Genomic DNA, 26,647 nt, shown 5'->3' on the forward strand with positions numbered 1-26,647 from the left:
CTATTTGCTTATCCTTAACTTATAAGTAAATCAGCAGTATGCAATAAAGGCTATTTTAGCTTCACGCTAAATTATAGTTAACAAAGCTAAAGGCACAACACAATAAATCACCAAATCATAGTTAATAGCTTTATATGCTAAACATAATCTATTTTGCAGATTTATAAAATATTTTATAACTCTAAATTGATAACAGATGTACTAAAGCTTGATTTAGTGATGAGATTATCTTCTAGATAACTTTTAAACCAAAAGCTAATAGCTCTGAATTACTCTTTTAGCAACTGTACTGTTACGTACTGCTGTTGATCCCCTCGACGAACTAACAAAAGAACTAACCTTTTATTACGTAACTTCACTTTATCAATTTCTTCGCTAACCTGACGAGATGTTGATACTTTGACCTGCCCAACCCCTGTAATAATATCGCCAGGGCGTAATTCTTCCACGCCATTTGGAGATACTGAAAGAATTAACGCGCCCTTAGTAGGTTCATTACTCAGGGTAATTCCTAAAGTTGGCACTTTTATAACTGTAGGGTTTGATATACCTGTATTAGCTTGAGCTACTTTATCGTCGTTAGGATAAATATCAACCCGAATATTTATCTCCCGCTCCTTTCCATAGCGCCAAACGATCAGCTTGATCTGATTGCCTGGGGTAGTATTAGCGACTGCACGGGTTAAATCACGAATTTCTTCAATTTTAATTTTGCCAGAATATAAAATAACGTCACCAACTTTTAATCCGCTCTTACCAGCAGGACCTGATGGATCTACGTCTGCAACTAAAGCGCCTTTATTAGAAGATAAACCTAAACTAGCAGCAATATCCTTAGTAATTGGCTGAATACGTATACCAATAAATCCGCGCTCTACTGTTCCATGCTCTAAAATTTCAGATACAATAGCTCTAGCTTGGTTTGAGGGAACCGAAAAGCCAAGACCAATATTGGCACCATTCGGCGAAAAAATTGCAGTATTCATACCGACTACTTGTCCATCAATATTGAATAGTGGACCTCCGGAATTACCGCGATTGATAGCAGCATCAACTTGAATAAAGTCATCATATGGACCAGCATGAATGTCTCGGCCACGAGCCGAGACGATACCTGATGTAACTGTACCTCCAAGGCCAAATGGATTACCTATTGCGATTACCCAGTCCCCTACTTCTAACATATCACTATTACCCCATGCTACTGTAGGTAATGGTTTATCGCTCAAAACTTTTAATACTGCAACATCAGTGTTAGAATCACGACCATTAAGCGTAGCCTCAAGCTCCGTACCGTCATCCAATACAACCTTGATCTCTTCGGCATCATCTATGACGTGATTATTTGTCACAATAATACCCGATGCATCAATTATAAATCCAGAGCCAAGCCCATGCGAGTCACGTGGCTGTTGAGGCTGTACCATTGGAGGCCAACCACCAAAAAATTTATCAAAAAAATCATGTAAGGGATGTCCTGGAGGCAAATCAGGAACTTGTTGCCCAGTTATTGCGGGAGTACCGTTATTTGTAGTTGTTTTTGTCAAGACCGTGACTACGGCAGGCTTGGCTTTATTAACTAATTCTGAAAATGAACTGCTAAATTTATTATGAGCTTCAGCAAAATTTAAAAAGCTAAACGTCTGAATAACAATAATTGTAAAAAGTAAAGCGATTGCTGAACGCACGTTATATGTGGCAGCAAGGATTCGAAAATATCTCATAAACATAACCTCCGTCAATCTTGTTAAGATAACATATAAGGTAATTATTTCATCAATATCGTCCCATACTGTCTAATATTTAAAAATAAAAGTAAATGTCTACTTTAGATAGATAAAAATTTAGCTCCTTTACTAGATAAAGGATAGTATACTTTTTAAAATACACAACTATTATTCATTAATTGATTTAGAAAAATGTTAAACCTAAACCATTTCTAGTGAATGCGCTCATAGAAGTATTTTATGAATTTTAGTTTGCTAAAAATGTTATTTATTTAGTTCTGAAGTGAAAAGCTATAAATTACCCTTTTAGTTTAAATAAAGTAAAGTTTATATAGGATAATTTTTCCTTATTAGTCCTCCTAATTGCTCATTAAGCAGTATATTTTTACATAATAAAATAAATAAGCATTTTCTACTTAAAAACTCTAAGCTAATTTACTAATTGCTTTAGTGGTATAAATTTTTCTATCGAACAAATGATAATAAAAATAATCTATAATTTAAGAATACAAAATATTACTTCGATCGAAGTATCATTAAACTTATTGATATTTTATTAGTTAATTATATTAAAAGTTAATAACAATTTATCTTTAATTAACATGATCGTAAATCGTACTCAGCTATTCTTAATTTTAAATATTTGCCAAACCCTTTAAAATTTATCTTTGTATAATAGAGCAAATAATATTCTATTATAAACTGTGGAAAGTAAAATATTTATCGACATTAATAAAAATAGTAAAGATCTTGTTAATTTAAGACTTCTAGGATGGAATTAGTTAGATGTAGTTGATTTTTAAAAAGCCATTCCTTGCATTGAAGATATTTGTATTATCCTTGATAATATTGATGTCATTAACGGGATATTACATTTTTTCATCTATATCCCCAGGAAGTAATGCATTCTATGAATAATCTTTACAGCTAACACTTCTTATATATTATGCTTTTGTATAGCGCTTTGGTATACAAGAAGTACTGTAAATAATGATAAACACGAATAACAAATTTAAGATAAACTAATACGCTTTATTTAATATACATATTAAACATTCTTAATCACAGGATTAAGCTATAAATTAATCCTATTATTCCTTAGATATAAAAAGGATTACTTGGAATTGAAAGCAATTTTAAGTAAGATATAGGATGATAAAATATATATAACGAAAATACAAAGAGCACACATGGATCTATAATTGTAATATTCCAGGATTATACTACATAAATACAACAAATATTTTTGTGTTTTATTGAGACAATCGTTAATAGTATGTTTTAAAACAATATCTCGTACAGTAGTAATTACTAATATTGTAGGATATATAAAAATTTACGGCTAGCTTATTTCTTTTATAAAAAAAATTTGAATGTCTATAGCAATTTTATTTTTACCTACAAAGCTAACGATTTAGCGACTAGCATGCTCTAAAAAATCAATCTAAAAAAGACGAGCCTGATTATCTTTATAATAGCAACTTAAGCAAAAAACAACTGTAAACTAATTTTGACACACAATCTATTAAAAATAATAACTTAATTATTTTAGCTTAGCAGTTATTTTATAGTTCATTTGAGCATTAACTGAGTAGTTATTTGGTTTTTTAAAAATATTTACATATCTCAATGCTGATGGCATCAATGACTACCTAAATAGTAATCTCATCAACAGTGTTGCGTAATAAATTATTCATATCTCGCGCTGAAATATCTGAAATATAGTGACAAGAACTTAACATTAAAGTATTGCGATATTCCATAACTAGAACTAAAATAATCGGCTTACGAATAGGGCAACTATAAAACTCTATTCGCTGAGGTGCAATTCCAGCAAAACGCAGGCGTTGCTCTGAGATCCTTCCAACATTAGTAAATGTTGGTGGCATAGTCTTCCCTCGACTACTAGTAATCATTTTATCTATAATCTCACGCTTACGCAAAAATGACTTTTTAGCTAAAAAAGGTACTGTTAAAGGATTACTTGTTCCCATAAAACCAGTACGCTGACGCTTCATTTCCTTCCTAAGACGTTCAATTGTCTCTGAAAAACTTGATCCAATCCCTTGATCGATAAAGACATTAGCTACACCGCTAAGATTACATACCGGAGGACGAGGAGCTAACGCTGCATAGCGGCGTACATTATTTGGAACAGACAACTGAATTGACTGATTGTTGGAAATAACTCCAACAAGCTTAGTATAAGCACGAGCAAATCCTGCAAGTAACAGATCATTACGACTAAGAGCAAGCATGGAGGCAAATTTATCAATCTCCGCCAATCTTGTCTGTGAGACCTCGAACAAAGCAAGGCTTATATCGTCACCTCGTTTCATTAAGTCTGCTGGATTATTCATTTTAAATCCAACCTGATTTTTACGCATACGTAAAATATCACCAATATCACGTCTAACAATCCGTAAACGATCAAGCCAACCAAACGGCTTTAGCCAAGCAAAACTATCTCGACTAGTAAAATTTGGCCTTAGAGTATATGTTATATCGTCAGCTAAAGCAGAGTAAATTTTAGCAAAAAGAGTAGCAACCTCAAAAAAAGCTCGGCCATCAACTAAATAATGTTGCATTCTCATTAACAAACGATCATGATTTACTCCTTTAAGTAAACTAATTGAAAAGTGTGGTTCAGCATCAAGATCATAAGGTAATCCAATTAAATGTATTGTATCAGCTTTTACATCTTCGCTCTCACTTACGGAAAAATTAGAAACAGCATCAAGATCATCACGTCGAATCCAGACCGGTTCAGCAGAGCTTATATCCATTCGACAGCCCATAATAGGCTCAGCATCCATAATTAGCCGTGTAGCACGGCGCAAAATGTCTATGTCTAATCGCTGAAAACAATCAAAGGACGCAAATAAATTACCGGTTAGAAATTTTTCAGAAAAAATCCGAACAATTTGGTCTTGAAACTGAGTTGGAAAAATATTGGGTATGTCCATATTTAGATTCATTTATTTCCCCAGCGATCGCGAATTCGCGATGGTACTTCAGAAGCGGCAAAAGTTATATCATGCATTGCTATTTCAAGATCTACTACATTTTGCAGGCGAGACACTCGATCACGATTCATATGCTTTTTAAGTAAGCGCAGGGCTTGAGGTGGCTTGTCGGCTAAATCTTGAGCTAAACCTAAAGCAGTCGAAATAACTTTTGCTCGTGGTACAACAGGAAAAGGTACTCCACGAGCTTCTAAGACACCTCCATGGTAGCTCCGAGCAGTTAAAAGCATCTCTTCTCCAAGCGCAATACCTAGTTTTTCTGGTAAAATCATTGTAGCACCCATTCCTGGAGTAAATCCATATTTCATAAAATTAGCAGAATATAAAGATTCACTTGCCATAACCACTATTTCAGCATATAGCCCAAAAACCAATCCACCGCCCAAAGCATGTCCTTGCATAGCAGAAATTACTGGAACAGGGCAATCCAATAAAAGACGATAAAATCCAGCCTCATCAAAACGCTGCTTACGTTCTGCTATGCCTATTAATTCCTCCATAGTACCGCCAGCCAAAAATATTGTATCAAATCCATGTAATACAATTGCTCTTGCTTCCGAATCACTCCCTATCCGCTTTATAGCTTCAAACAATCCGGCAACTAATGCAGGCGTAAAAGTATTACGACCATCGTAATCTTCCATGGAGATAATCCAGATACCTCCGTCATTGCGAGAAGTTTTTACAACTTCAGTCATAGTAGCACATCCTAATAAAAAACAAAAACCTACCTTATCACTACTGGATTAGCGATTAAGAGCACTCATTATAGGGGTAAATATCATCCAACTAAATTTTTCATGCTAAAATTGCTTAAAATATAACACAGGGACAGTATAAAAGGCTTGATATCACATTAAGAATAGTTTGTATTTACAATTTGTTATTTAGATATAAAAATCTCTCCTTATTCCCAACATCGAGGATCTGTCTAAGTAAATATCTAGCACTTTCGTGGTCGCCAACAGGAGAAATAATATGCAACAAGTTCCTTGATAAAAAAAGTTTTTAACGCATTAATCAAACAGCAGCGATAGTATATTATATTCGTACAATGAGGCATAGATAATTTATTAATTTTACTACCCATTCGACTTAATATACAAAAAGATATATCTCTAATATCAATATAATTAACAGTCATTAAAGTCAGCAAATTATATCAAGAGAAAGATTACATAACCTAACCGATTTTCATTGATATATGGCGAAACACCCCAGCATTTGCCGAGTAATTAAGAAAATTATCTTATTAAAATAGAAAACTATCATCATCAATTAAAAGCAAAAAATAAAAACTAAATTAATGCAATGATCTTATACTACGTTTTATCCAGTATCAAGTAAAAACTAAGCTACAGAAGATTGCATTAAGCATTTGGATAAAACAATCGCAGTAACAAAAATAATTTTTATCAAATAATAAAGAATAACTAATAATAATGCTCTAAATATAAATCCAAAATCAAGAAATAAATTATACTTAAATAAAGTACCATTAAGATTACTACAAAATTATAAATATTATAAAGACATTTAGTTAATAAAATTTATCACTAAAAGAAAAAAGTAAAACACACGTCATAAAATTATAAACGCCAAATTAATTACATGGCTGTTAATTAAAAATATTGCAATAATTATTTCAACTTAAATTGTCCATCAATCAATTAGTTTAACTAAACTTAACCTAGTATTCCGTGTAAACAAAAAACTAACTATCGGTATTAGGATAGCTAATATAAAATAGTTTAGCTTTGAATACATAGCTTTAACAAACTTAATCTAATTAAACCAAACAAAGTAAGATTTCCGAGATATCGATCAATATCGTAAATAAAAATTTAGCAAATTTCACGCAACAAACACTTTTTATTTTTAGCTAACTTAAAGAAACTCGTATGTAACAAGCGTAAAAATTTTGCGCTTAGAGCATAATAGTAATTAACTGAGGAATATATTAGCTCAAGCCTTACAATATAACTATTTGTAAATCTCGAATTATAAAAATACCATCGGTAATAATGATTGTGCCTTAAGTAAAATAACTTATTGTTAAAAGCAGCAATCTAATATATTCCAACCATACCTTATGACCTTTTTATTCGCACTATCTTTAACTCTATTAGTTTTAAAGATAGAAATTTCTCAGATCCCATCTTACTTAAAAAATTAAGTAATCATTAAGTACATTGATTCTATTTAAGCAGCATTAATAAGCACTAGCTGCATTGAGATGCTTAAATAGAATATCAATCAAGGCATTAATATTTGCAAGACCAACTAAATCACGTGGTGGTATATCCAAACCTAACTCTTCCATTGCAGCTAAAGTAACTTCAACTCGATCCAAAGAAGTAGCCCCCAAGTCAGTCATGCTCACCTCGGGTATAATTTCTTCTGATGGTACGTCAACTAAATTCTTACGAATATTATTTAAGACTACATCAACCACATGCGCACGAGTTATCTTTTTTTGAGGTGTAACACATAGAAAAGAATGAATTGCTTCTACTACCTGTTTTATATTCGGCTCCAAAACAAGAGAAAAATGATCGCAATCAACGGCAAAAATTTTTAACACACCGCCGACTAATTTATCCCAACCGACTCGATAATCCCCATCTGTTAGAAAAGCAGGCAAACCGAGTGGATTATCCTTTGAAGCCATACCCTGTTCACAGCGAATAAGCATAGTTTTTAATGCTGGATTAATTGGTGCTGTATTGTAAGCTGCAAGTGCTTTGCCAATAGTGCTAGCAACTACATCCATACCTTTAATCATTGCGTGTAACTCTTCACGTTTCATTGGTGGTGAAGATGTAGAAAAAAGGTGATTAAGCACAATATCAGCCCAAAACTCTTTATTTGTGTCGGTTAATGCCTCTAATTCTAACATTTTTACACCACCCCAAATACTACTTAACCAATTTGCGGCAAGACGATATATAAAACCACCTCCAAAGGACATATCCATACCCCTCAAGCTATCAGTGCCCGGTGCATTCGCATCAAGTAATATCAAGCTTGTTGCAGGATGGTCGCGCTCAGCAAGTATACGAGCAACTTCAAAAGCAATAGCTCCTCCGCCAGAATAACCTCCAAGATTATATTGCCCGATTGGGCATACTTCTTCTAAAAGGTCGGCATAAATAGTAGCAAAATCTTCGATCATAGTAGGTACCGGCTGATCGCCGTGTAAACCAGGAGCCTCAAAAGCATAAACTGGAATTTCTGTAGCTAACCTTCCACCTAAATTCACGGCCCAACTAACCTCTCCCGGCGCGCCATGAACAAAAAATAGTGGAGGTATTGACTGCAACGTACCCATTCCAACCTCACGAATGGCTACCAAGGGCGAACGCGGCGATACCCTTGTTCTCATTAACCTTGCAACGTCATTACAATCACTATCATTGCTAGTACCAAGAGCAATTGCTAAGGCAGATATAGTGCAATGCTGCCATAGTGTGGTAACGGCTACTGGCTTGCTTACCAAGCCTTCCAGCCGCCGAGCAATCTCAAGTCCAGAAACAGAATTCATCCCTAATTCGTACAGGGGTCTTTCATCATCAATTTCCTTAGGGTTCAAACCAAGAACAGCCGATACCAAAAAACGGATCGAATCTATAAGCTTATTATCAACTGAAGATTGAGTCAACGAAAGAGATAAAGTAGTCGATTTACTCGGCATTGTTAATGATACCTTAGGAGCGCAATCCGGAATTGTTGAATCAACCGCTACAACAATTCTACCTATCGTTTTGCGACTAGCCATACGACGATAGGCATCAGCAATATGCTCAAATCTGTATACACTGTCAACCAAAGGAGTTAGTTTGTTATTTGCTAATACTTGTGCAAGGTCATCCATCGCAACTGCCGTGCGCTGTGGAGTAGCCATAACTCGGCCAAGATTGACAGTAATAATGCTTTGGTTATCCATAAGCCGAGAGAGATCAACCCTCCCAGATGCCATCAGTCCAGACAATGCGATCTCGACATATCTACCGCCCGGTGCTAAAGAGTTAATCCCCTCTTGAATGGCTGAACCACCAAGCAAATTTATCACTACATCGGCACCAGTACCGCTGGTTCTTTCAAGGACCCAAGCGACGATATCAGTAGTAGTGCTGTAGTCTATAACTACTGCTCCAAGAGCTTCTATAGCTGCAATCTTTGTTGAAGAACCAACAGTTGCTAATACGTTAGCTCCCATAGCCTTAGCTAACTGAACCAATACCGTTCCAACACCACCAGCTGCAGAAGTTACCAACAATGTTTCTCCTGACGCAAGATCAGCTCTATTAAGTGCGTAACGCCCAGTCAAATAAGCAATTGGCAAAGCTACGGCATAGACAGGATCCAATCCATCTGGAATTAGTGCAGTTAAAGATGCAGGTAGCGTCACATATTCTGCGTGACCACCACGCCCGCCAGTAATTGCAGCAACACGATCACCAATATTACGCCCCTTCACTTTCGCCCCAACAGCTATAATTCTGCCAACCACTTCCATCCCTGGTGTAAATGGATAAGGCGGTAAATTTGGATAGCTACCCCTCAAACTAAGAAGATCACCAAAATTAAGCGAAAAAGTTTCTACACAAATCGCTACTTCGTCAGGCAACGGTACTGCACGTGTAACTTGCTCAACAATAATATTGTCAACATCTGATGGGCGATAAATTCGCACTGCCTGATAAGTTTTTGCATTAGAGTCACAAACATCCTTTTTTGTAAAGAAGGGGGTGCTCTTGGAAGATACTATTTCTTCAATCCAGCATCTTCTTCTCTCAAAAGGATAAGTTGGCAAGGATACTGGAATAGGCACTGCACCCTGCCAATAGGAGCGCCAGTCTATTGGCGCTCCTTGGACCCAAGCTTTAGCAAAATCTTCCGCTGAAGCAGAGATATCAGGAGTAGCAGGAGAACGGCTATTAGCCTTACCTTGCGCTACACTTTTACAGGCTATACCTGACAAAAAAGCTCGCAATTGTTGAACCAAAGTTTCACGATCTTCAGCAATAACTGCAAGTCGAAAAGCCATTGCCTCACGACCAACCTGTAAGGTCCAAGCAACAGCTGAAAGCAAACTTCGATCCTTATCTAAGTAATTAGCCAATCGCTCAGCCATTTCTTGCAGTTGTTCAGGTTTCTTGGCAGAAAGAGGAAAGACCTGTGCGACAGAACAAACCTGAGGAGAAACTTTTTCAATCAGTGGCGCCTCAGCTACAACCAATACAGCACTTGATCCACCCGCACCACTAGCAGTAATAGTAGCAATGCGGGGATTATCACCCCTAACCCACGGAGTGACTGTATCTGAGAAGACAAATTTAGTTAATTCTACATCTGGATGTTGCTGAACCGGAAGTGCGAAAGGAAGTATCTTTTCCTGTTCTAGCTGAAGAACAACTTTAGACAATTGAGCTAAACCTGATGCTGCTGAAAGGTGCCCAATAACGCCCTTTAAAGTTCCCAATCGACGCAATCCACTAGCGGCACTATAAACCATGGACAAAGCACTTGCCTCTGCAGGATCTCCAATAGGCGAACCAGAAGCCTGTGCCTCGATATAACTTATAGCATCAGGAGCAACTTTGGCATTATTCAAAGCAACGTTAATCAGCTCAGCCATTGCGTCTGGACTTGGTAACATATATCCAGTAGAAAGTCCATTTGATCCAGAAGCACCTCCAAGAATGATTGCTCGCACTCGGTCTCTGTCACGCTCAGCATCTGATAATCGCTTAAGTATCACTGCGCCAACACCATCGCCATCAACAAAACCATCAGCCCTAGCATCAAATGGTCTAGGAATACCATTAGGTGATAATAAACCCATTGCCGCCATAGCACGCTGATTCTGCGGATGTAAAATCAAGTGAACTCCGCCTGCTACTGCTGCATCAATTACACCATTACGCAAAGCATCAATAGCCAGCAATATCGCGTGTAATCCAGCAGAACAAGCAGTATCAACCGCAATGCTTGGACCACGAAAATCAAGCTGATGCGAAACTCTGTTGGCAATTGACCAAAAAGATGATCCAGCCAACCCACTACCGCCGGATGCTAAATCCAAAGTCCCTATACGCTGATAATCAGTACGCATAGCACCAGCATAAACCCCGACTCGACGCAGATTTCCACCAAGCTGGGCAGGAGTACTGCCTGCATTTTCTATAGCTGCCCAAACAGTTTCCAAAAATATCCGTTCTTGTGGATCCATAGCTGCTGCTTCAGCCGGAGAAATCTGAAAGAAAAGCGGATCGAATCGATCAACCTCTTCAATCATTGCAGCATTACGTGCAGCTGGCTCAGGCGCAGCAAAATGTGGCCAACGCTCCGTCGGAATCGCGCAAGCTACACATTCACCAGCAGTAAGAGTATTCCAAAAAGCAGCTTCACTCTCCCCTTTAGGATATCGCCCAGCCATACCAACAATAGCAATAGGTTCTAGATTTATGATATTAGAGGAAGAAGGCAAGACTAACGAATCTGCTGCGGAAGTAATATTAACCGAAGGTCTTGCAGCATCCAAGTTACTAAGCGAGGTTTTATAAATAGCACTACGGCTAGTATTAGTAATAACTTCAAAATTATTAGATGCAAACTTATCATCAGTAAAATTAGCAGCAATTTCCAATGGCTTTTCTCGCGCTAAAACCTTAGCAAAACCAGATAACGTGACCCCCTCAAACAATAATGATGTGGGAAACGCACCAATCTTATTCTCTATCTTAGACCGAATATCCATAGCCACTAAAGAATCAACACCGTAACTCTCATACGGTTCATCTACCGCAAGCTCTGAAGGATTAAGTTTTAATGCTTTACTGAAAATATCACGTAACCAATTAATCAAACCACTATCAACTAAATTAACCGCTGGAGTCGAATAAGCGTTAGAAGTCGATTTAGACTTAAGGCGATAACTTGGTATCCAACCATTAGATACAGCAGCAATGATACTTTGGCCGCTTTGCTCGCCAAGCTCGCCTACTGCTGATGATACAAACCCAGCCCTAGTAAGCAACCCACGCCATCCTGATACGTCGAGAAGGGGTCCTGCATACGGCATTCGCGCTGCTGAATCTTTATATGCCCACCAACCATCTGTTAAGCCAAAGGTCAAAGTTGCTAAGTCAGATCTCACAGTCATCTCATTCAGCAACAATATCCCGCCTGGAGCCAAAAGTGCTTTTGCATGGTCAACGGCTCGACAAAGATCAGAGGTAGTGTGCAGTACATTAGAAGCGATCACCAAATCATAAGCTCCACAAACAAAACCTTGCTTAGCAGGATCAGCATCAATATCAAGAACAGAAAAGCTTATTTGGGGTTTGTCTGAAAAAAGCACTCGAGCCGGATCAAGAAAAACAGAAGATACATCTGTCATAGTATAATCAAAATCCTGACCAGAGGCTGATAAAGCATCAGTGATAGCAACCGTTGCTCCACCGGTACCAGCACCTACCTCTATCACTTTTAAAAGCCTGCCGGGTATAGCCATAGATAAGGTAGCAGCTGCTAACATTGCGTTATATGGATCAGAAGAAGGGTTATCACGATATACGGCTTCCACCAATGAAGCTGATCCCCCGGGAAACAATACGTCAGTTGCCTTACGAAGGCCAGTAAGCACGGCAGTTAGTCCATCAAGACAAGTATCTAACAATTTTAGATGAGCCGACAATAAAACTACTTTTGGAGGCTCAGGTGTCTTCATGTTAGGATTTAGTTCTAGGGTAAGCAAACTATCACGCATAATCAATACACCAGATCTTGCCATTATATCAAATAGAGCTATCAGTAATCGATTATACTCAGAATATACGCCAAGACGGGTAACAATGTCTTCTAACTTCTGATTTTTCTCTTGCAAAACTCCCATCTTACCAAAGATATACATCAATTTAAGGCGACCATACTCTTCAATCGCTAAAATATCTGCGACAGCAATACTTAACCTTGCTTCGTCTAATTTTGGCCAGTTACTCAGACTAGCAAGTACGCTCATTCCTAATTTTTCCGGAATAGCTGGTAATTTTGGTGCAAACAAAACACGAGTTACATCGGCTTCTACCTGAGACAAACCAGCAACAGCAAAACGCATAACAGCTGCCATCCTTACACCACGACTTAGGAGCCAACGAAAGATAGCTAAACCTTCCTCAGTACTAATAGGATCTACTCCGGCAGCAATAGCCCGAGCTCGATAATCATCACGCGCTACTATCCCAGTTTCTCCCCAGAATCCCCAATTAATCACCGATATCCTGACACCCTTACGACGCCCCCAAGACAAAGCCCAAGCATCAATAAAAGTGCAGCCTGCTGCATAGTTTGCCTGGCCTGGATTACAAGTCAAAGCATTACTGGAAGAAAATATAGCTAGCCAGTCTGGCTGACGTTTTGCCAAGGCTTGCTCTAAAGCTACTGCGGTATGAGATTTAGCGCCCAAGGCACGATCCAGAGTCTCAGCATCCATAGTTTCCACTAAGGTATCTGATAACACAATAGCAGCATGAATTACCCCAACAATCCGTCCCCATTTACTCTCAACAACTTCCATTATATTGGTCAATGCGAATGAATCATTAGCATTGACCTGAAAATACCATACAATACCTCCGACTGCTTTCACTTTATCCTTAGCTGCCCGAATATTATCATTTTCTGCCCGTCGCCCAATCCAAACAATACGAGCTGAATAACGTCTAGCAAGATCAAAACTTATCGCCTGTCCAATCCCACCAGCACCTCCAAGGATAAGAACTACGCTACCTTTATCTAGGTGCAGATCTGCTTCGCCTTCAAATCGCAGTTCACTAAGTCGGCTGACAAAGCGCTGACCGTCGCGATAAGCTATATCATTTAGTTCACCCCCGCCATCAGCAAGCAATAACCTTTGATGAGCTCGGCCACTAGCAACATTCTCCTGATGAACAAGCGGCAAATCAATCACTAATGGATCAAGTGCCGGATGTTCTCGCGCTAAAGTGCGAACAAAGCCTGACAAGGCCGCAAATGAATACTCTTGATACTCATCATCTGCTAAGCTATGAACACCCCGGGTAACTACGCGCAAAGATCTATTAACACCGCTGGCAATTAAGAATCTGGATACTTCTAGTAACAGATGCACGCCATAAAGCTCAGCATCTTCTAATTTAGGGGGGCAACTATCAGAGAAAGCAACAAAAACAACTGTACGAGCCTTATCAATGTCATGCTTCCAATTTGACACATTTAGAATATAAGCTTTCTGCTCTAATAGATTGACTTCATTAATTAAATCTTTTGCCCAAGATAGTGCAATACTTCCTCCAGCTGCTATTAATATAGCAACAGATCCTTGAAGAGGAATTAGCCGTGAACTTTCAGCAACCCAATGGCGTTGTAAAAGAAAAGTTTTAGCAATTTCAACAGATGATTCTGATGCCTTAGCACAAAGACCAGATAATTTTGCTACCAGCATATCGTTAGATGCGAATAGCTCTATATTAGCAATAATCGTTCCTACTTGACTGCCTTGACACAAGGATAGACGAGCTTTCGTAGCGCAAGCAACATTTGAACAAATGTAAGCACTCTTTAAACTACTAGGCATCAACAGCATACCAGGATCACCACGGTCTATAGCGAAAGCAGCCAATGCATGCAAGGCAGCGTCCAAAATGCCAACTGCCGCAATATCAATTATTTCGTCACCTAAAGTTTTTGTAGAGAGAGTAAAAGTCACTAGAGCTTCATCAGCAATGACACGTACCGATGCTACTCGATGAAATTCAGGACCGTAAACAATGCCAGCGTCTTTCAGAAAGTCATAAATTTGTGGAGATTCAATCGTGTTTCCGCCCAATGGCATTGATAAAGACCCAGTTTCTGGCGAAATACCTATCGTGCGAGTCCCGGTAACTGCACCACTCAGCATACTAAAACTACCATCAGCACAATCCACTAAATTGATGTCAAGGCCAGTATCCTTAGCCTCCGCAGGAAAGTGCCAAATCAGATCAGAAACCATCACCCAGTCATCTTGCCCTCGACATACTGCAACTAAAGCAGTAACGCCTGGCAATATGCGACGACCAGCAACCAGATGACCGACAAGAATTGGATGATTCGAAGAAAGAACAAGTGAGGTAATAGGTTTAGCTGAAACAGTCGTAGGTTCCACCCAAAAACGACGACGATCAAAGGGATAACCCGGCAAATCAGCTACCTTTCCTCTGGGCAATGATTGCCAAGATGGCTTTCCTCCACTAAGAAATAATTTAACATCATCAATCAAAGAATCTGGTACTTGAGGGCCTACAGCTGTATCAAAATTTACCTTCTCTGTTGAGATCAGACGAAGAGATTCAAGTAAGCTAGAACGTGAAGCAGCTACAACAACACAGCGGCTATTAAAGAGTGTTCTACGTAAAGCTAGAGTATAAGCAACATCAACTAAGATAGCATCCGGAGTAATACTATCAGCCAACGTTGCTGCCAACCGACGCAAAGCTATCTGGGATGGGGCCGATAGGGGGAAAACCAACACACTGGTTAAGACAAAAGGTATTGATATTTTAGGAGGGGGTCCAAGTACCATATGTGCATTCGTGCCACTAAACCCGAAAGAACTAACTGCCGCTAATGGACGGTCAGGATCCATAGCCTGAAGAGTAGTTGGCACTCGAAAAGGAGTATCCTCAAAAGAAATATGAGTATTTGGTTGGCTAAAATTTAAGCTAGGAGGAATTTTACCATAACGTAATGATAACGCTACTTTTATCAAACCTGCCATACCAGAAGCTGCTAAAGTATGACCAATATTGGTCTTCACTGAGCCTATAGCTACTGATTCACGCTTCCCTAACGGAACACCACTCTCGGTAAAGGCTTGAGTCAAAGCTGAGACCTCAATAGGATCACCAAGCTTGGTGCCAGTACCGTGTGCCTCAACCAAACCAATACGTTGAACATCAATTCCAGCGCGAAGGTAAAGCCCAGCTTCTAAACGTGCTTGAGAAGCAGCACTGGGTGCTGTAATTGAGCTAGTACGTCCATCTTGATTTACTGCTGAACCAAGAATGGTGGCGTAAATGCGATCACAATCTGCAATAGCCTTTGTTAGCGGTTTCAAAACTACCACGCCCAGCCCTTCACCTGGCACAAAACCGTCAGCCGTATTATCGAAAGTCTTACAACGTCCATCCGGTGCTAACATACCAGAAGCGGCGGTCATTAAATGCATTTGCGGCGTTAGCATTAAATTAACACCACCAGCTAAAGCTATTTGGCACTCCCCGTCTAGCAAACTACGTACAGCATAATGAGTTGCCACCAAACCAGAAGAACAGGCGGTATCAATTGCTAAGCTTGGTCCTTTAAGGTCAAGAAAATAAGCAAGTCGCCCTGCTAACACAGAAGATGTGTTACCCAACAACATCTGTCCAGACAATTCAACGCCGTCACGTGGCAGCAAATGAACATAATCACTCTGTCCACCGCCAACAAATATTCCACACGCCATACCCTTTATACTTTCACGACTAAGACCAGCATCCTCGAAAGCATGCCATCCCTCTTCTAAGAATAAACGCTGCTGCGGATCCATAACCTCAGCTTCCTTTGGCGATAATCCAAAGAAAAGGGGGTCGAATCGGTCCACATCAGAAATAAATCCACCCCAATGAACAGCGGAACGTTGAGAAGGATCAGTCAAAGTATCGATATTGTCCTTAACCGACCAACGATCTGCTGGTACCTCACTGATACCTGAACGGCCATCGCAGATTAAATTCCAGAAGTCGTTAACTGAAGCTGCTCTAGGATAACGCGCAGCAATACCAATAATAGCAACAGCCTCACTGGCTAAAGAATGAGTGCTATTAATTGTTAAATTTGATGGTACAGCATTGATAATTTCTGCAGATTGCACAGTACTATCAAAGGATTTCGACGGGCTAAAACCATTTCCTCCCGGGTCATTATCTGGCCCACTATTAAAAGCAGAAGCAATATCAATGATTCCTCTAAAAGTCATTAAGCGATGAGATGTCATGTCAGTGCCAAAGTAACGATTTAAGCGATAGGCTATTTCTCCAGCTTGCACTAGATCTATTCCTAGCTCTTTTAGCGGCACATCCAAACTTAGTGCATTGGATTCTACGCCTAATACCTCAGCGACAATCGATCGTACGATAAATACTATTTTGTCATTTGTCTGAAATTCGTTCTTTTGCGGGTAATCGATATTAGTAGATGTTTCTAATTCCTCTGTTTCTGAAACAGAGGAATTAGAAACAAGATCAATTGGTTGTGAGTTATTACCTGAAGCTAAAAAAGCTGCTAGTGATCTAAGATCTGTACAACGGCTAATTTGTTCAAATGTCGGACGAAAACCAATCTTTAGTGCTATATCATCAATGATCTTCCCTGCAGACTCTGGGTCAATACGAAAATCAGTAATGGGTGCGCTGGGGTCGATTGAGTTTCCTGAAGTTCCTATAGTAATTCCAATTCGCTCGCGCAAAAAGTTTAAAATAGAAGTCGCTTCTTCTGAAAGCTCTAAAGGTGAAGATGAATCAACTATCGGTACTGTAAGACGATTAGACAAAGAGGAAGTCACATAATTAGCAAGATCCATAATCGTAGGATGATCGTACAATCTAGCTGCCTGCAAGCTTATACCATAGCAGTCATTGATATTTTGTACCACTTCGACGGCCAAGATTGAGTCTAAACCTAAATCACCAAACCCTGATGTTTCATCTAATACTTCAGGCTCCACATAAAGAGCTTCAGCAACAATACGACGAATCTCAAGTAATACGGCATCAGCGTTTTGTGGGACATCCGAAGCTGGGGGAGTAGATTGATTGATAATGGGTGTAGGTGATGAATTGTCGAGCTGATCAAGACGCGTCGAACTTGCAACAAATTTAGCCAACGCTTCAACTGTCGGATAATCATAAAGACGGGCAGCCTGAAGTTTAGTACCAAAAGTCTGATTAATCTCTTGCACTAATTCGACAGCCAAAATGGAGTCAAGTCCAATATCAGATAATCCAGCAGTACGATCAATTGTCCCTGCCTCTACGTATAAAGCACTTGCTACTAAGTCAGTGATACGATCAGCAACCTCGGATTGATCATGCTGTGATGCTGTAGGAATTACAGTATTGATTGAGGAAGAAGACGATACTAAAGATGACTCTTTGGATGATTCTTTAACCAATGCATCTACCGAAGTAGACTGAAGCTTTGGAGCATCTACCTCTCCCTTATCAAGCTTACCCTTAAACCAGCATCTTGAACCATGCAATGGACGTTCAGGTAAGGTTATTCTAGGACCGCTAGCCAAACCAATATCTTGCCAGTCAATTTCTGTTCCAGCCACCCAAAGTCGAGCAATACGAATCAACTCACCTTCCTCTAAAAGCTCTCTGATCATAACCCCAGTTTCCTGGCCTTTCTTCAAAGCTCCAGTACCAACCAAACCTTCCACCACACTTGCATCGTTTGCCGTCCCTTTTAACACGTCAATAGCAGCATTTAATCGCACGATAGCATTATCACCTGGTGTTACAAGCACCGCAACTCGTGCAGCAAGAGGAACACGTCCCATCATTAAGGTTGCTACAACATTAATCAAAGGCAAAGAGCGTTCAATTAAATAGTTAACTAATATCTCACAATAAGCTATCAATCGCTGTTTGGTCGTGGCAGACACAACCAGTAAAGTGCTTCGTTCCAGAAGTGATGCAATGATTGGCTTCGGCGCTTCTTCAAGCACTAGATGCGCATTAGTTCCCCCAAAACCAAATGAACTAACACCCGCACAACGCGGTCCCCCGTTAGGTCGCTTAACCCAAGGCTCAACGCGATTAGCAATGCGTACCAAATCATCAGACAAATCGATTAACGGATTAATATTCTCAACGTGCAAACTGGCCGGAATAGTGTGATGGCGCAATGCCTGGATTAACTTTACAAGCCCAGCTATCCCAGCTGCTGGCTCTAAATGACCAATATTAGACTTTACTGAACCAATTGGACAAGCAGCTGAGTCATGACTGCGGCCTAAATTACGGAAGGCCTGCCTTAACCCCTCTACTTCTACTGGATCGCCAAGTTCGGTACCTGTACCATGGGCCTCTATATAGCTAATAGCGTCCACGTGAATATTGGCGTTGCGCACCGCTTGAACAATCGTCTCTGCCTGAGCAGAGGCATTGGGTGCTGTTATAGTCTGAGCATGTCCTCCATGAGTTACGGCACTCCCGCGAATCACCGCAAGCACCGGGTTACCATCAGCTAAAGCATTCTTTAGTGGCTTTAACAAGACAGCACCAACACCTTCACCCTTTACATAGCCATTAGCTCTGGAATCAAAAACAAAACAGCGGCTGTCTGGAGAAGCAACGCCAAGTTTACGCACAGTCTCCTCACTATCGGAACTTAGCATAACACTAACCCCACCTGCTAACACCATCTCTGCCTCATTAGCACGTAGGATCTGAACTGCGCGATGAACAGCAACTAACGAGCCAGAACACGCAGTATCAATCGCTTCACTTGGTCCCCGTAGATCAAATAGCCAAGAGATTCTGTTAGAAAGAAGTGCAGAAACATTACCAAGAGCCATCTGAGCTCGGGAAGATTCATCAAAAGGCACTAATCGCGCATATTCGTTAACCTGACTTGCAAATAAAACACCGATACGACGCCCAGCAAGCGTATCCATGCGTACCCCAGCTGCTTCAACTGCATTCCAGGAAGCTTCAATAGCCAGCCGATGCTGTGGGTCCATAAGCAAAGAATCACGCAACGATAGACCAAAAAAATCGTATTCAAATCGGTCCACACAATCGATATACCCCCCTATACCACCTTCCTGTTCCAATCCCCAGTCGCGCCGCTCTTCTGGCATAGAACCAATTAAGTCACATCCAGCCTCTAGATTGCGCCAAAATGCACTTACGTTCGGAGATCCAGGAAAACGACCAGACATACCAATAATAGCAATTGCGTCATTATTGGTATGGGTAGCACAAGATGAAAACTTCGATTGCGCTCCAGGCCATTTAGAGGAATTAGCTTCCACCGGCAAAGCAGGCGTTTTAGCTCCAATGCCATGCTCTTTAGTCAGATAAGTAGCAAGAGCAGAAATCGATCCATGAGCAAAAAAGACTGCCGGAGATAAATCAATACCAAAAGTGCGAGAAACTGAAACAGCAAAGTCCTTCAGAGCAATAGAATCAAAACCAAAATCTACCAAATTCGATTCAAGCATTAATCGGTCAGCAGGAAGTTTCATCTGTTCCGCAATAAGCCTTGTCAAGGTTGCCGCAACTGCACTAGTGGAATAGTCATCCATATCAGAGGATTTGTTGGCGATAATCGTAGATGTCTCGGATGAAGTGACATGGTTTATCCGAGCATCCATAAGCCTACGCGCTGACACTGCATCACTTGGTACAATCATCACTGATGGCTCTCTACCGCTCAGTACTCGGTCAAAAACAATAAACGCCTCATCAGTATTAATCGCACGCAATCCTGATACTTCAGTAAACAGCTGGGATCCGGTAGATGACATTACCAGCCTACCATCAGCCCAAAGCGGCCAGCCAAATGCACGAGATACACCATGCCTACAACCATTTCGCACTTGCAGATCGCGCCAAGTGATAAAACGATCTGCATAAGCATTGGCTAAAGCATAATCACATTGTCCAAAATCTCCAAGTTCTGCCGCCAAAGAAGTAAAAACAACAAAAGCTTGCAGTGAACGATCGCCAAGTACATTGTCAAGTGCAGCTAAACCTAAGGCTTTAGGACTGAAAACAACACGCATATCGCTCCAAGTTTTAGATATTACAGAACCCTCGCTAGCTACGCCAGCTAGATGATAAACAGCACAGATAGAAGCAAAAGTATCTTCTATCTCACTTATAGTTTTGGCCAGCGCTAATTCATCAGCTACATCGCATACTCTATAACATGCAACACCACCAGCAACTTCAATATCTCGTATAGTCTGTCCGATTGCATCAGTTTGCATACTCCGACCAAGCAGAACAATTTTTGCACCAGTCTCACGAGTCAGCTTTAGTGCTAGCAAACGAGCTAAGACACCACCACCCCCAGTAATTAGAACAGCTGCACCATATGGGTTTAGAGAAAAAATTTCCGTCTCTAAGAGGATAGGCTTCATCTGCCGCATCTCACGACATCCAGCAACGATTCTTACTTCACGCGGGCCAAAGCCAATTTCCGACAAAATACGACCAACTTCAAAAACCTCCATTTCAAACGCACGCACCTGAGCTCTTCCACCCAAGAAATCTATTGATTGACCAAATGAAATGAATGCAGATTCACCTGGCGCTCCTCGATGCACTAGCAAAACCGGAACAGACCTACCAGAATTTGACAGCACACCTTGAACAACTGATAAGAGAGCAGCGCCAATATCTTCAGCTAAGAAAGGATTATTAGGTTCCCTGCTTCCTACAATCACTACAGCGTCTGACTGATTTGCGGCTGAATACAATAACTCATTTTGTTGAAATGAGAACCGTTTGGAGTTACCAAATATCCAACCAGCAGCAATCTCATCAACTACTGGATCCTCACCTACAATTAGCAATTGTCCAGAAACAGGCGTTACAGGCGTTGGATCACTAACCCAATCAGCTGCCATTATTGTTACCTGAGGTACTTGAGATTTATTACTTGCTAATTTATTATCAGGCACATCGATCCAGTAAGGAGTCAATTCAAATGGATAAGTTGGCAAACTAATCCTAGCGCCACCCAAGCCAATATTTGAAAGGCTTATTTCACAGCCATCGCGATATAATCTAGCCATATCATCCAAGATTGTATTACTCTTCGAAACGATATTGTCACACCGCAGTGCTGCTACTAGCTCCACAGTTGAATCAGCGATAGCAGCAAATCGATGCTCAAAATGCGTTCTACCCATTGCTAAAGTCAGTGCTACATCAGCCAGAGCCAACGTTCGATTTTCCAGATATTCAGCAAGCTCTCTACGTTTAGTTGCTAAAGCGGTTAAAGTTTTAGCAGATAGTAAAAAAAGTTGCTGCCCTGTGACAGGCTCTTTTTGCAAAGAATCAGGTCTTTCTTCAATTACAATATGGCAATTAGTACCACTAAAACCAAAAGAACTTACGGCCGCTCTACGCTTCGCGCCATTCTCAACCTGCCATGACTCTAGCACCGTAGGTACTCGGAATGGAGTTTTAGACAAATTTAATCGGGGATTTTCTTCATTATAGTGCAGCGATGGATAAATCTCCCCATCACGCACCGCCAAAACAGCCTTTATAAAACCACCGATTCCAGCTGCATGAGCAGCGTGACCAATATTAGTCTTCACTGAACCAATAGCACACGAACCACGTCTATCAGTCCAATCCGCCCAAGCACGAGTTAATCCCTCTACTTCAATTGGATCGCCCAACGATGTACCAGTGCCATGGGCTTCAACGTAACCGATAGAAGTAGGATTAATAGAATAACGAGAATAAACTAAGCGATGCAATGCCGCCTGGCTTTCTGGACTAGGTGCGGTAATGCCATTAGTCTTACCATCTTGATTTATTCCAGAACCAAGAACCACTGCCTGGATATTATCACCATCTTCTAAAGCCCGAGATAAAGGCTTGAGCAACACAGCACCGCCGCCTTCGCCAGGCACAAAACCGTCAGCCGACACATCAAACGCAGCGCATCGACCATTAGGAGACAACATCCCTGCCTTACCAGCAGCGACATTAAAGCCTTTTACAGTAGTCACAAACACCCCACCCGCTAAAGCAATATCACAATCACCATCCTGGATACTCCGGCAAGCGGTATGAATTGCGACTAATGATGAAGAACATGCAGTATCAATCGCTAAAGCAGGACCTTTTAAGTTAAGCATATAAGAAATACGCGCTGCCAATATAGAGGCTGCATTACCCATGAAAGCAAAAGACTCTGGTTCTACTCCAGCTAATGTCATACGGTGAGTATAGTCTCCTCCATGAGCGCCAACAAAAACGCCACAACGCAAACCATTCAGCGCCACATCACCATATCCAGCATCTTCTAAAGCACGCCAAGCTTCCATAAGAAATACCCTATGCTGTGGATCTGTCAACTCCGCTTCTTTACCTGACATCCGCATAACTAGCGGGTCAAACCCCTCAGCATTAGCAAGAAAACCACCCCATCGCTCAAATGGATTAACAGCTCCAATATTATCTACCTCTGGAGACCAGCGCGATAGCGGCACCTCAACAATCCCACTACGCCCATCGCGTAACATCTTACGAAACTCATTGATATTTGAAGCATCAGCAAATCTAGCAGAAAGACCGATCACAGCAATAGCTTCATCTCTGGAACCTAAAGCATTAAGTGTACTTACCTCTTTAGATTCCCTGTGGTTGGTTAAGCCTTGAGATAGTGATACGCCAGAAACAGATAAATGACCTGCAAGATCAGCAATAGTAGGATAGTCAAACACTACAGTAGGCCGTAGATCCACAGCCAGATCGGTATTTATTCTCTCAACCAGTGCTACACCAAGAATAGAATCAAGACCCAATTCCATGAAGCGCCCATGGGAATCGATCTCTTCTACGGGGAGAGTTAAGACTTGAGCAACAACTCCACGCAAATAGCTATCCAAAGTAGATGAATTAGTAACCTGAGCGGGAATATCTTTATAGGCAATCTGTACGTTAGCATCATCCCGGCGATCTGTTGTATACGCAGATACTATTGGTAAATTACTAGCAGCTTCGCCTCGCCTGGCGCAAATAATTGACTGCACAGGATGACCGTCTCGATCAGTTATTGAGTTAAAAGAAACATCAGGGAAATCAGTACTTTTTAAAACTCTACGCCAACCTTCTATTGACAGCACAGGAGCATCAGGCAACCTTATATTTGCATCTTCGAAAGCCCACCAGCCATCAGTTAATCCAAAAGTAAGAGTCGCAAAATCCTGTACATTAACTACTTCGTTTAACAGCAATGAACCAGCTGGCAATAATAATCCATGCAAACGTTTTAAAGTGGTATCAATACGCTTAGTTGCATGCAATACATTAGAAGCAATAATTACGTCAAATGGACATTGTGTAGCTACAGAAGCCGGTACTTCCGCTTCTAAGTCAAACACGTGAGCTAAAAACTTTACTTCCTTAGGAATCGGCGCTAAACTAGCGGGCGCAGCCTTTATGAAGGCACTAGCTACATCAGTAAAAACGTATTTTCCAAAACGTCCAACAGTAGAAAGAGCATCCAAAGCAGCACGAGTTGCACTACCGGTCCCACCTCCAACCTCTAGCAATTTTAGCGGGCGATTATTTTTTACTGCCAAGTCAGTTAAGCGCTGAGCCAAACGTAAGTTCAATTCCTTAGCTAGCGGATTACCACTATATATGGCCTCCACTAAATCACCTTTCCCGCCAGGGAACAATACCTCCGTTGCGGTCCGCCTGCCAGTAAGTACCAAAGGCAAACCTTCCAAAGTTGCGTCTAGTAAATCAAGGAAAGGTGCTGTGTCTGGGTGAGACGATCGTAAAATAGATTGGGATTTCACACGATCTATCGGATCTAATGAAGGGCTTGGACGAATCAAATTACCTTCCAGCGCCACAACCTTTTGACGTGCCGCGATGTTAACTAAGGCGTCAAAAAGCCGAGCACGATTGTCTACAATTCCAAGTTTATGACGGGACCAAGCACGAGTAAAAGTTGTACGTCCCGTCGAAAATAAACCCATATCAGCTAACACAGATATCAATGCTTCGCGTCCCCAAGCTTCCGCTAATCCAAAAGCTGATCCATGTCGTTTCAAGGCGGCTTCGGCATCTGAAGAAATAGTAGTCGCTGAGGATGCCAATTCACCAGGACGAATTCGCGCAAAAGGATAACCAGGTATAGATACTCGCCGAGCATGAAGATCAAATGCCGAACGTGAAGCAAGGGTTCCATTTTTTACAAAAGCATTAACTGTTGCATCATCACTAAAATTCTGCTTGCCTTCAACGATAGCTGATAAACCGCTAATAAGCTCTTCCCTAGTTCTAGCCAAAAAACCAGCTCGAGCATGGAAAGCTCCTCGACCAACACCTAGACTCAACCCAACATCACTTGGTGATACCCTAGAGTTAACCATAACCCAATCGAGAAGTTGATTAGCGTATACAGCAAGTAAAGCTTGATTTTTGGCCGATAATAAAATTGGCGCGGCTATCCCGCTAGATACAAGTCGAGATTCTAAAGGAAATTCCTCAATCACTAAATGTACATTAGTGCCACTGAAACCAAATGAGCTAAGTGCTGCAATCCGAGAATGATTAATGGGAACATCCCAAGACTGTAACGCCGTTGCTACCATAAACGGACTCGAATTAAAGTCAATTTTGGGATTAGGCGTATTAAAATTAATCGTTGGTGGGATGACATGATAACGCATCATTAACAAAATCTTAATTAGCCCAGCCAACCCTGCTGCCGTCAGTGTGTGACCAATATTAGTCTTCACCGAACCAATCCGACAGAATCCACGATCTTGAGTAAAACTTCGGAATGCTTCTGTCAGGGCATCAACCTCAATAGGATCGCCTAATGGTGTACCAGTACCATGAGTCTCCACATAAGATATTAAGCGAGGATCAATATCAAAACGTCTGTAAACTTCTTCTTCTAATGCTTGTTGAGCAGTTCCACTAGGAGCAGTGATCCCATTCGTACGACCATCCTGATTAATACCAATGCCACGAATCACACCGTGAATAGTATCCCCATCTGCAAGTGCAGAACTAAGTCGCTTTAATACCACGACCCCAGCACCTTCACCACACACAAAACCATCTGCTGAAGCGTCGAAAGTATGACATGCACTAGTAGGAGAAAGCATACCACCCTCCTTCATTGCAGCCATGAACTCCGTAGTGTTAATAACGCAAACACCACCTGCCAACGCCACATCTACTGTTTTTGCTTCCAGCGCTTCCACCGCTAGGTAAAGAGCAGTTAAAGATGAAGAACATGCAGTATCTACTGCAATACTTGGGCCTTTTAAGTTTAAGAAATAAGAGATTCTTGCAGCAAGGATGGATGCCACATTACCCATTAGTGCTAGTGGATTACCACTGATCCCGCGAGCTTTAAGAATCCCTGAATAATCACCACTGCCAGCTCCAACATAAACTCCGCAACGCGCTTCAGACATAGAGTCCCCACCAAGACCAGCATCCTCCAGCGCATGATAGGATTGCTCTAAAAATATCCTCTGTTGTGGATCCATCAAAGCCGCTTCAGTCGGTGATATCTTAAAAAAACCATTATCAAAAGCTTCCGGATCATTTAAAAAACTAGCACGTGGTCGTTCGCCATCAATTGTATTGTTGAAACGATCATATGGTGGATCGCATATAATGGAGCGACCATCGCGCAATACATTCCAATACTCATCTAGCCCTTCAGCTTTGCCAAATCGACTAGACATGCCAACTATTGCGATTGCAAGCGATTTGCTGCTACGGTTAACTTCAGATGAAGAAAAAGCAGATGATTCTTGCTTTTCCCTTAACAATAACAACGCCTCATTTGCTGAAAGCATTCCATCAGCTACAAGCGCCATAACCCGCCTTTTTTGGGCGTCTGCTCCTGCTTTAATAGTGCGTTGTGTCATTGCCCCCTCTACGAATAATATTCATCAATATAGCACAGGATAGAGTTAAAAACTGAAAGTGGCAAAATATAAGCTTACATTTATCATTAAACCATCAATTGGAAAAATCATGAATGACATCATGCAAATCAAAAAACACAGCCAAGCGGCTTATTCAGCAATATTCT

The 26,647-nt window shown here is 40.8% G+C and carries 4 protein-coding genes; all 4 read right to left on the reverse strand.

Annotation, left to right across the window (positions count from 1 at the left end; genetic code table 11):
* Positions 1 to 269: 269 nt before the first annotated feature.
* Positions 270 to 1,724, reverse strand: coding sequence for a Do family serine endopeptidase (locus tag P856_RS03930; protein ID WP_025300867.1), 1,455 nt, complete (start codon positions 1,722 to 1,724; stop codon positions 270 to 272).
* A gap of 1,655 nt (positions 1,725 to 3,379) precedes the next feature.
* A complete protein-coding gene (locus P856_RS03935; RefSeq protein WP_025300868.1) occupies positions 3,380 to 4,705 on the reverse strand; it encodes a hypothetical protein in 1,326 nt (441 codons plus the stop codon).
* The gene (locus tag P856_RS03940; protein WP_025300869.1) at positions 4,702 to 5,451 is read right to left on the reverse strand and encodes a polyketide synthase; all 750 of its coding nucleotides are present in this window, start codon (positions 5,449 to 5,451) and stop codon (positions 4,702 to 4,704) included. The genes P856_RS03935 and P856_RS03940 overlap by 4 nt, the downstream gene beginning before the upstream one ends.
* A 1,514-nt stretch (positions 5,452 to 6,965) precedes the next feature.
* Positions 6,966 to 26,480, reverse strand: coding sequence for an SDR family NAD(P)-dependent oxidoreductase (locus P856_RS04435; protein WP_025300870.1), 19,515 nt, complete (start codon positions 26,478 to 26,480; stop codon positions 6,966 to 6,968).
* Positions 26,481 to 26,647 lie beyond the last annotated feature (167 nt).

The organism is Candidatus Endolissoclinum faulkneri L5 (assembly GCF_000510265.1).
Lineage (GTDB): Bacteria > Pseudomonadota > Alphaproteobacteria > Thalassobaculales > Thalassobaculaceae > Thalassobaculum > Thalassobaculum faulkneri_A.

Excerpts from the sequence above, each read along its gene's own strand:
- P856_RS03930 (WP_025300867.1), bottom strand. The coding sequence starts at position 1,724 with ATGAGATATTTTCGAATCCTTGCTGCCACATATAACGTGCGTTCAGCA.
- P856_RS03935 (WP_025300868.1), bottom strand. The coding sequence starts at position 4,705 with ATGAATCTAAATATGGACATACCCAATATTTTTCCAACTCAGTTTCAA.
- P856_RS03940 (WP_025300869.1), bottom strand. The coding sequence starts at position 5,451 with ATGACTGAAGTTGTAAAAACTTCTCGCAATGACGGAGGTATCTGGATT.
- P856_RS04435 (WP_025300870.1), bottom strand. The coding sequence starts at position 26,480 with ATGACACAACGCACTATTAAAGCAGGAGCAGACGCCCAAAAAAGGCGG.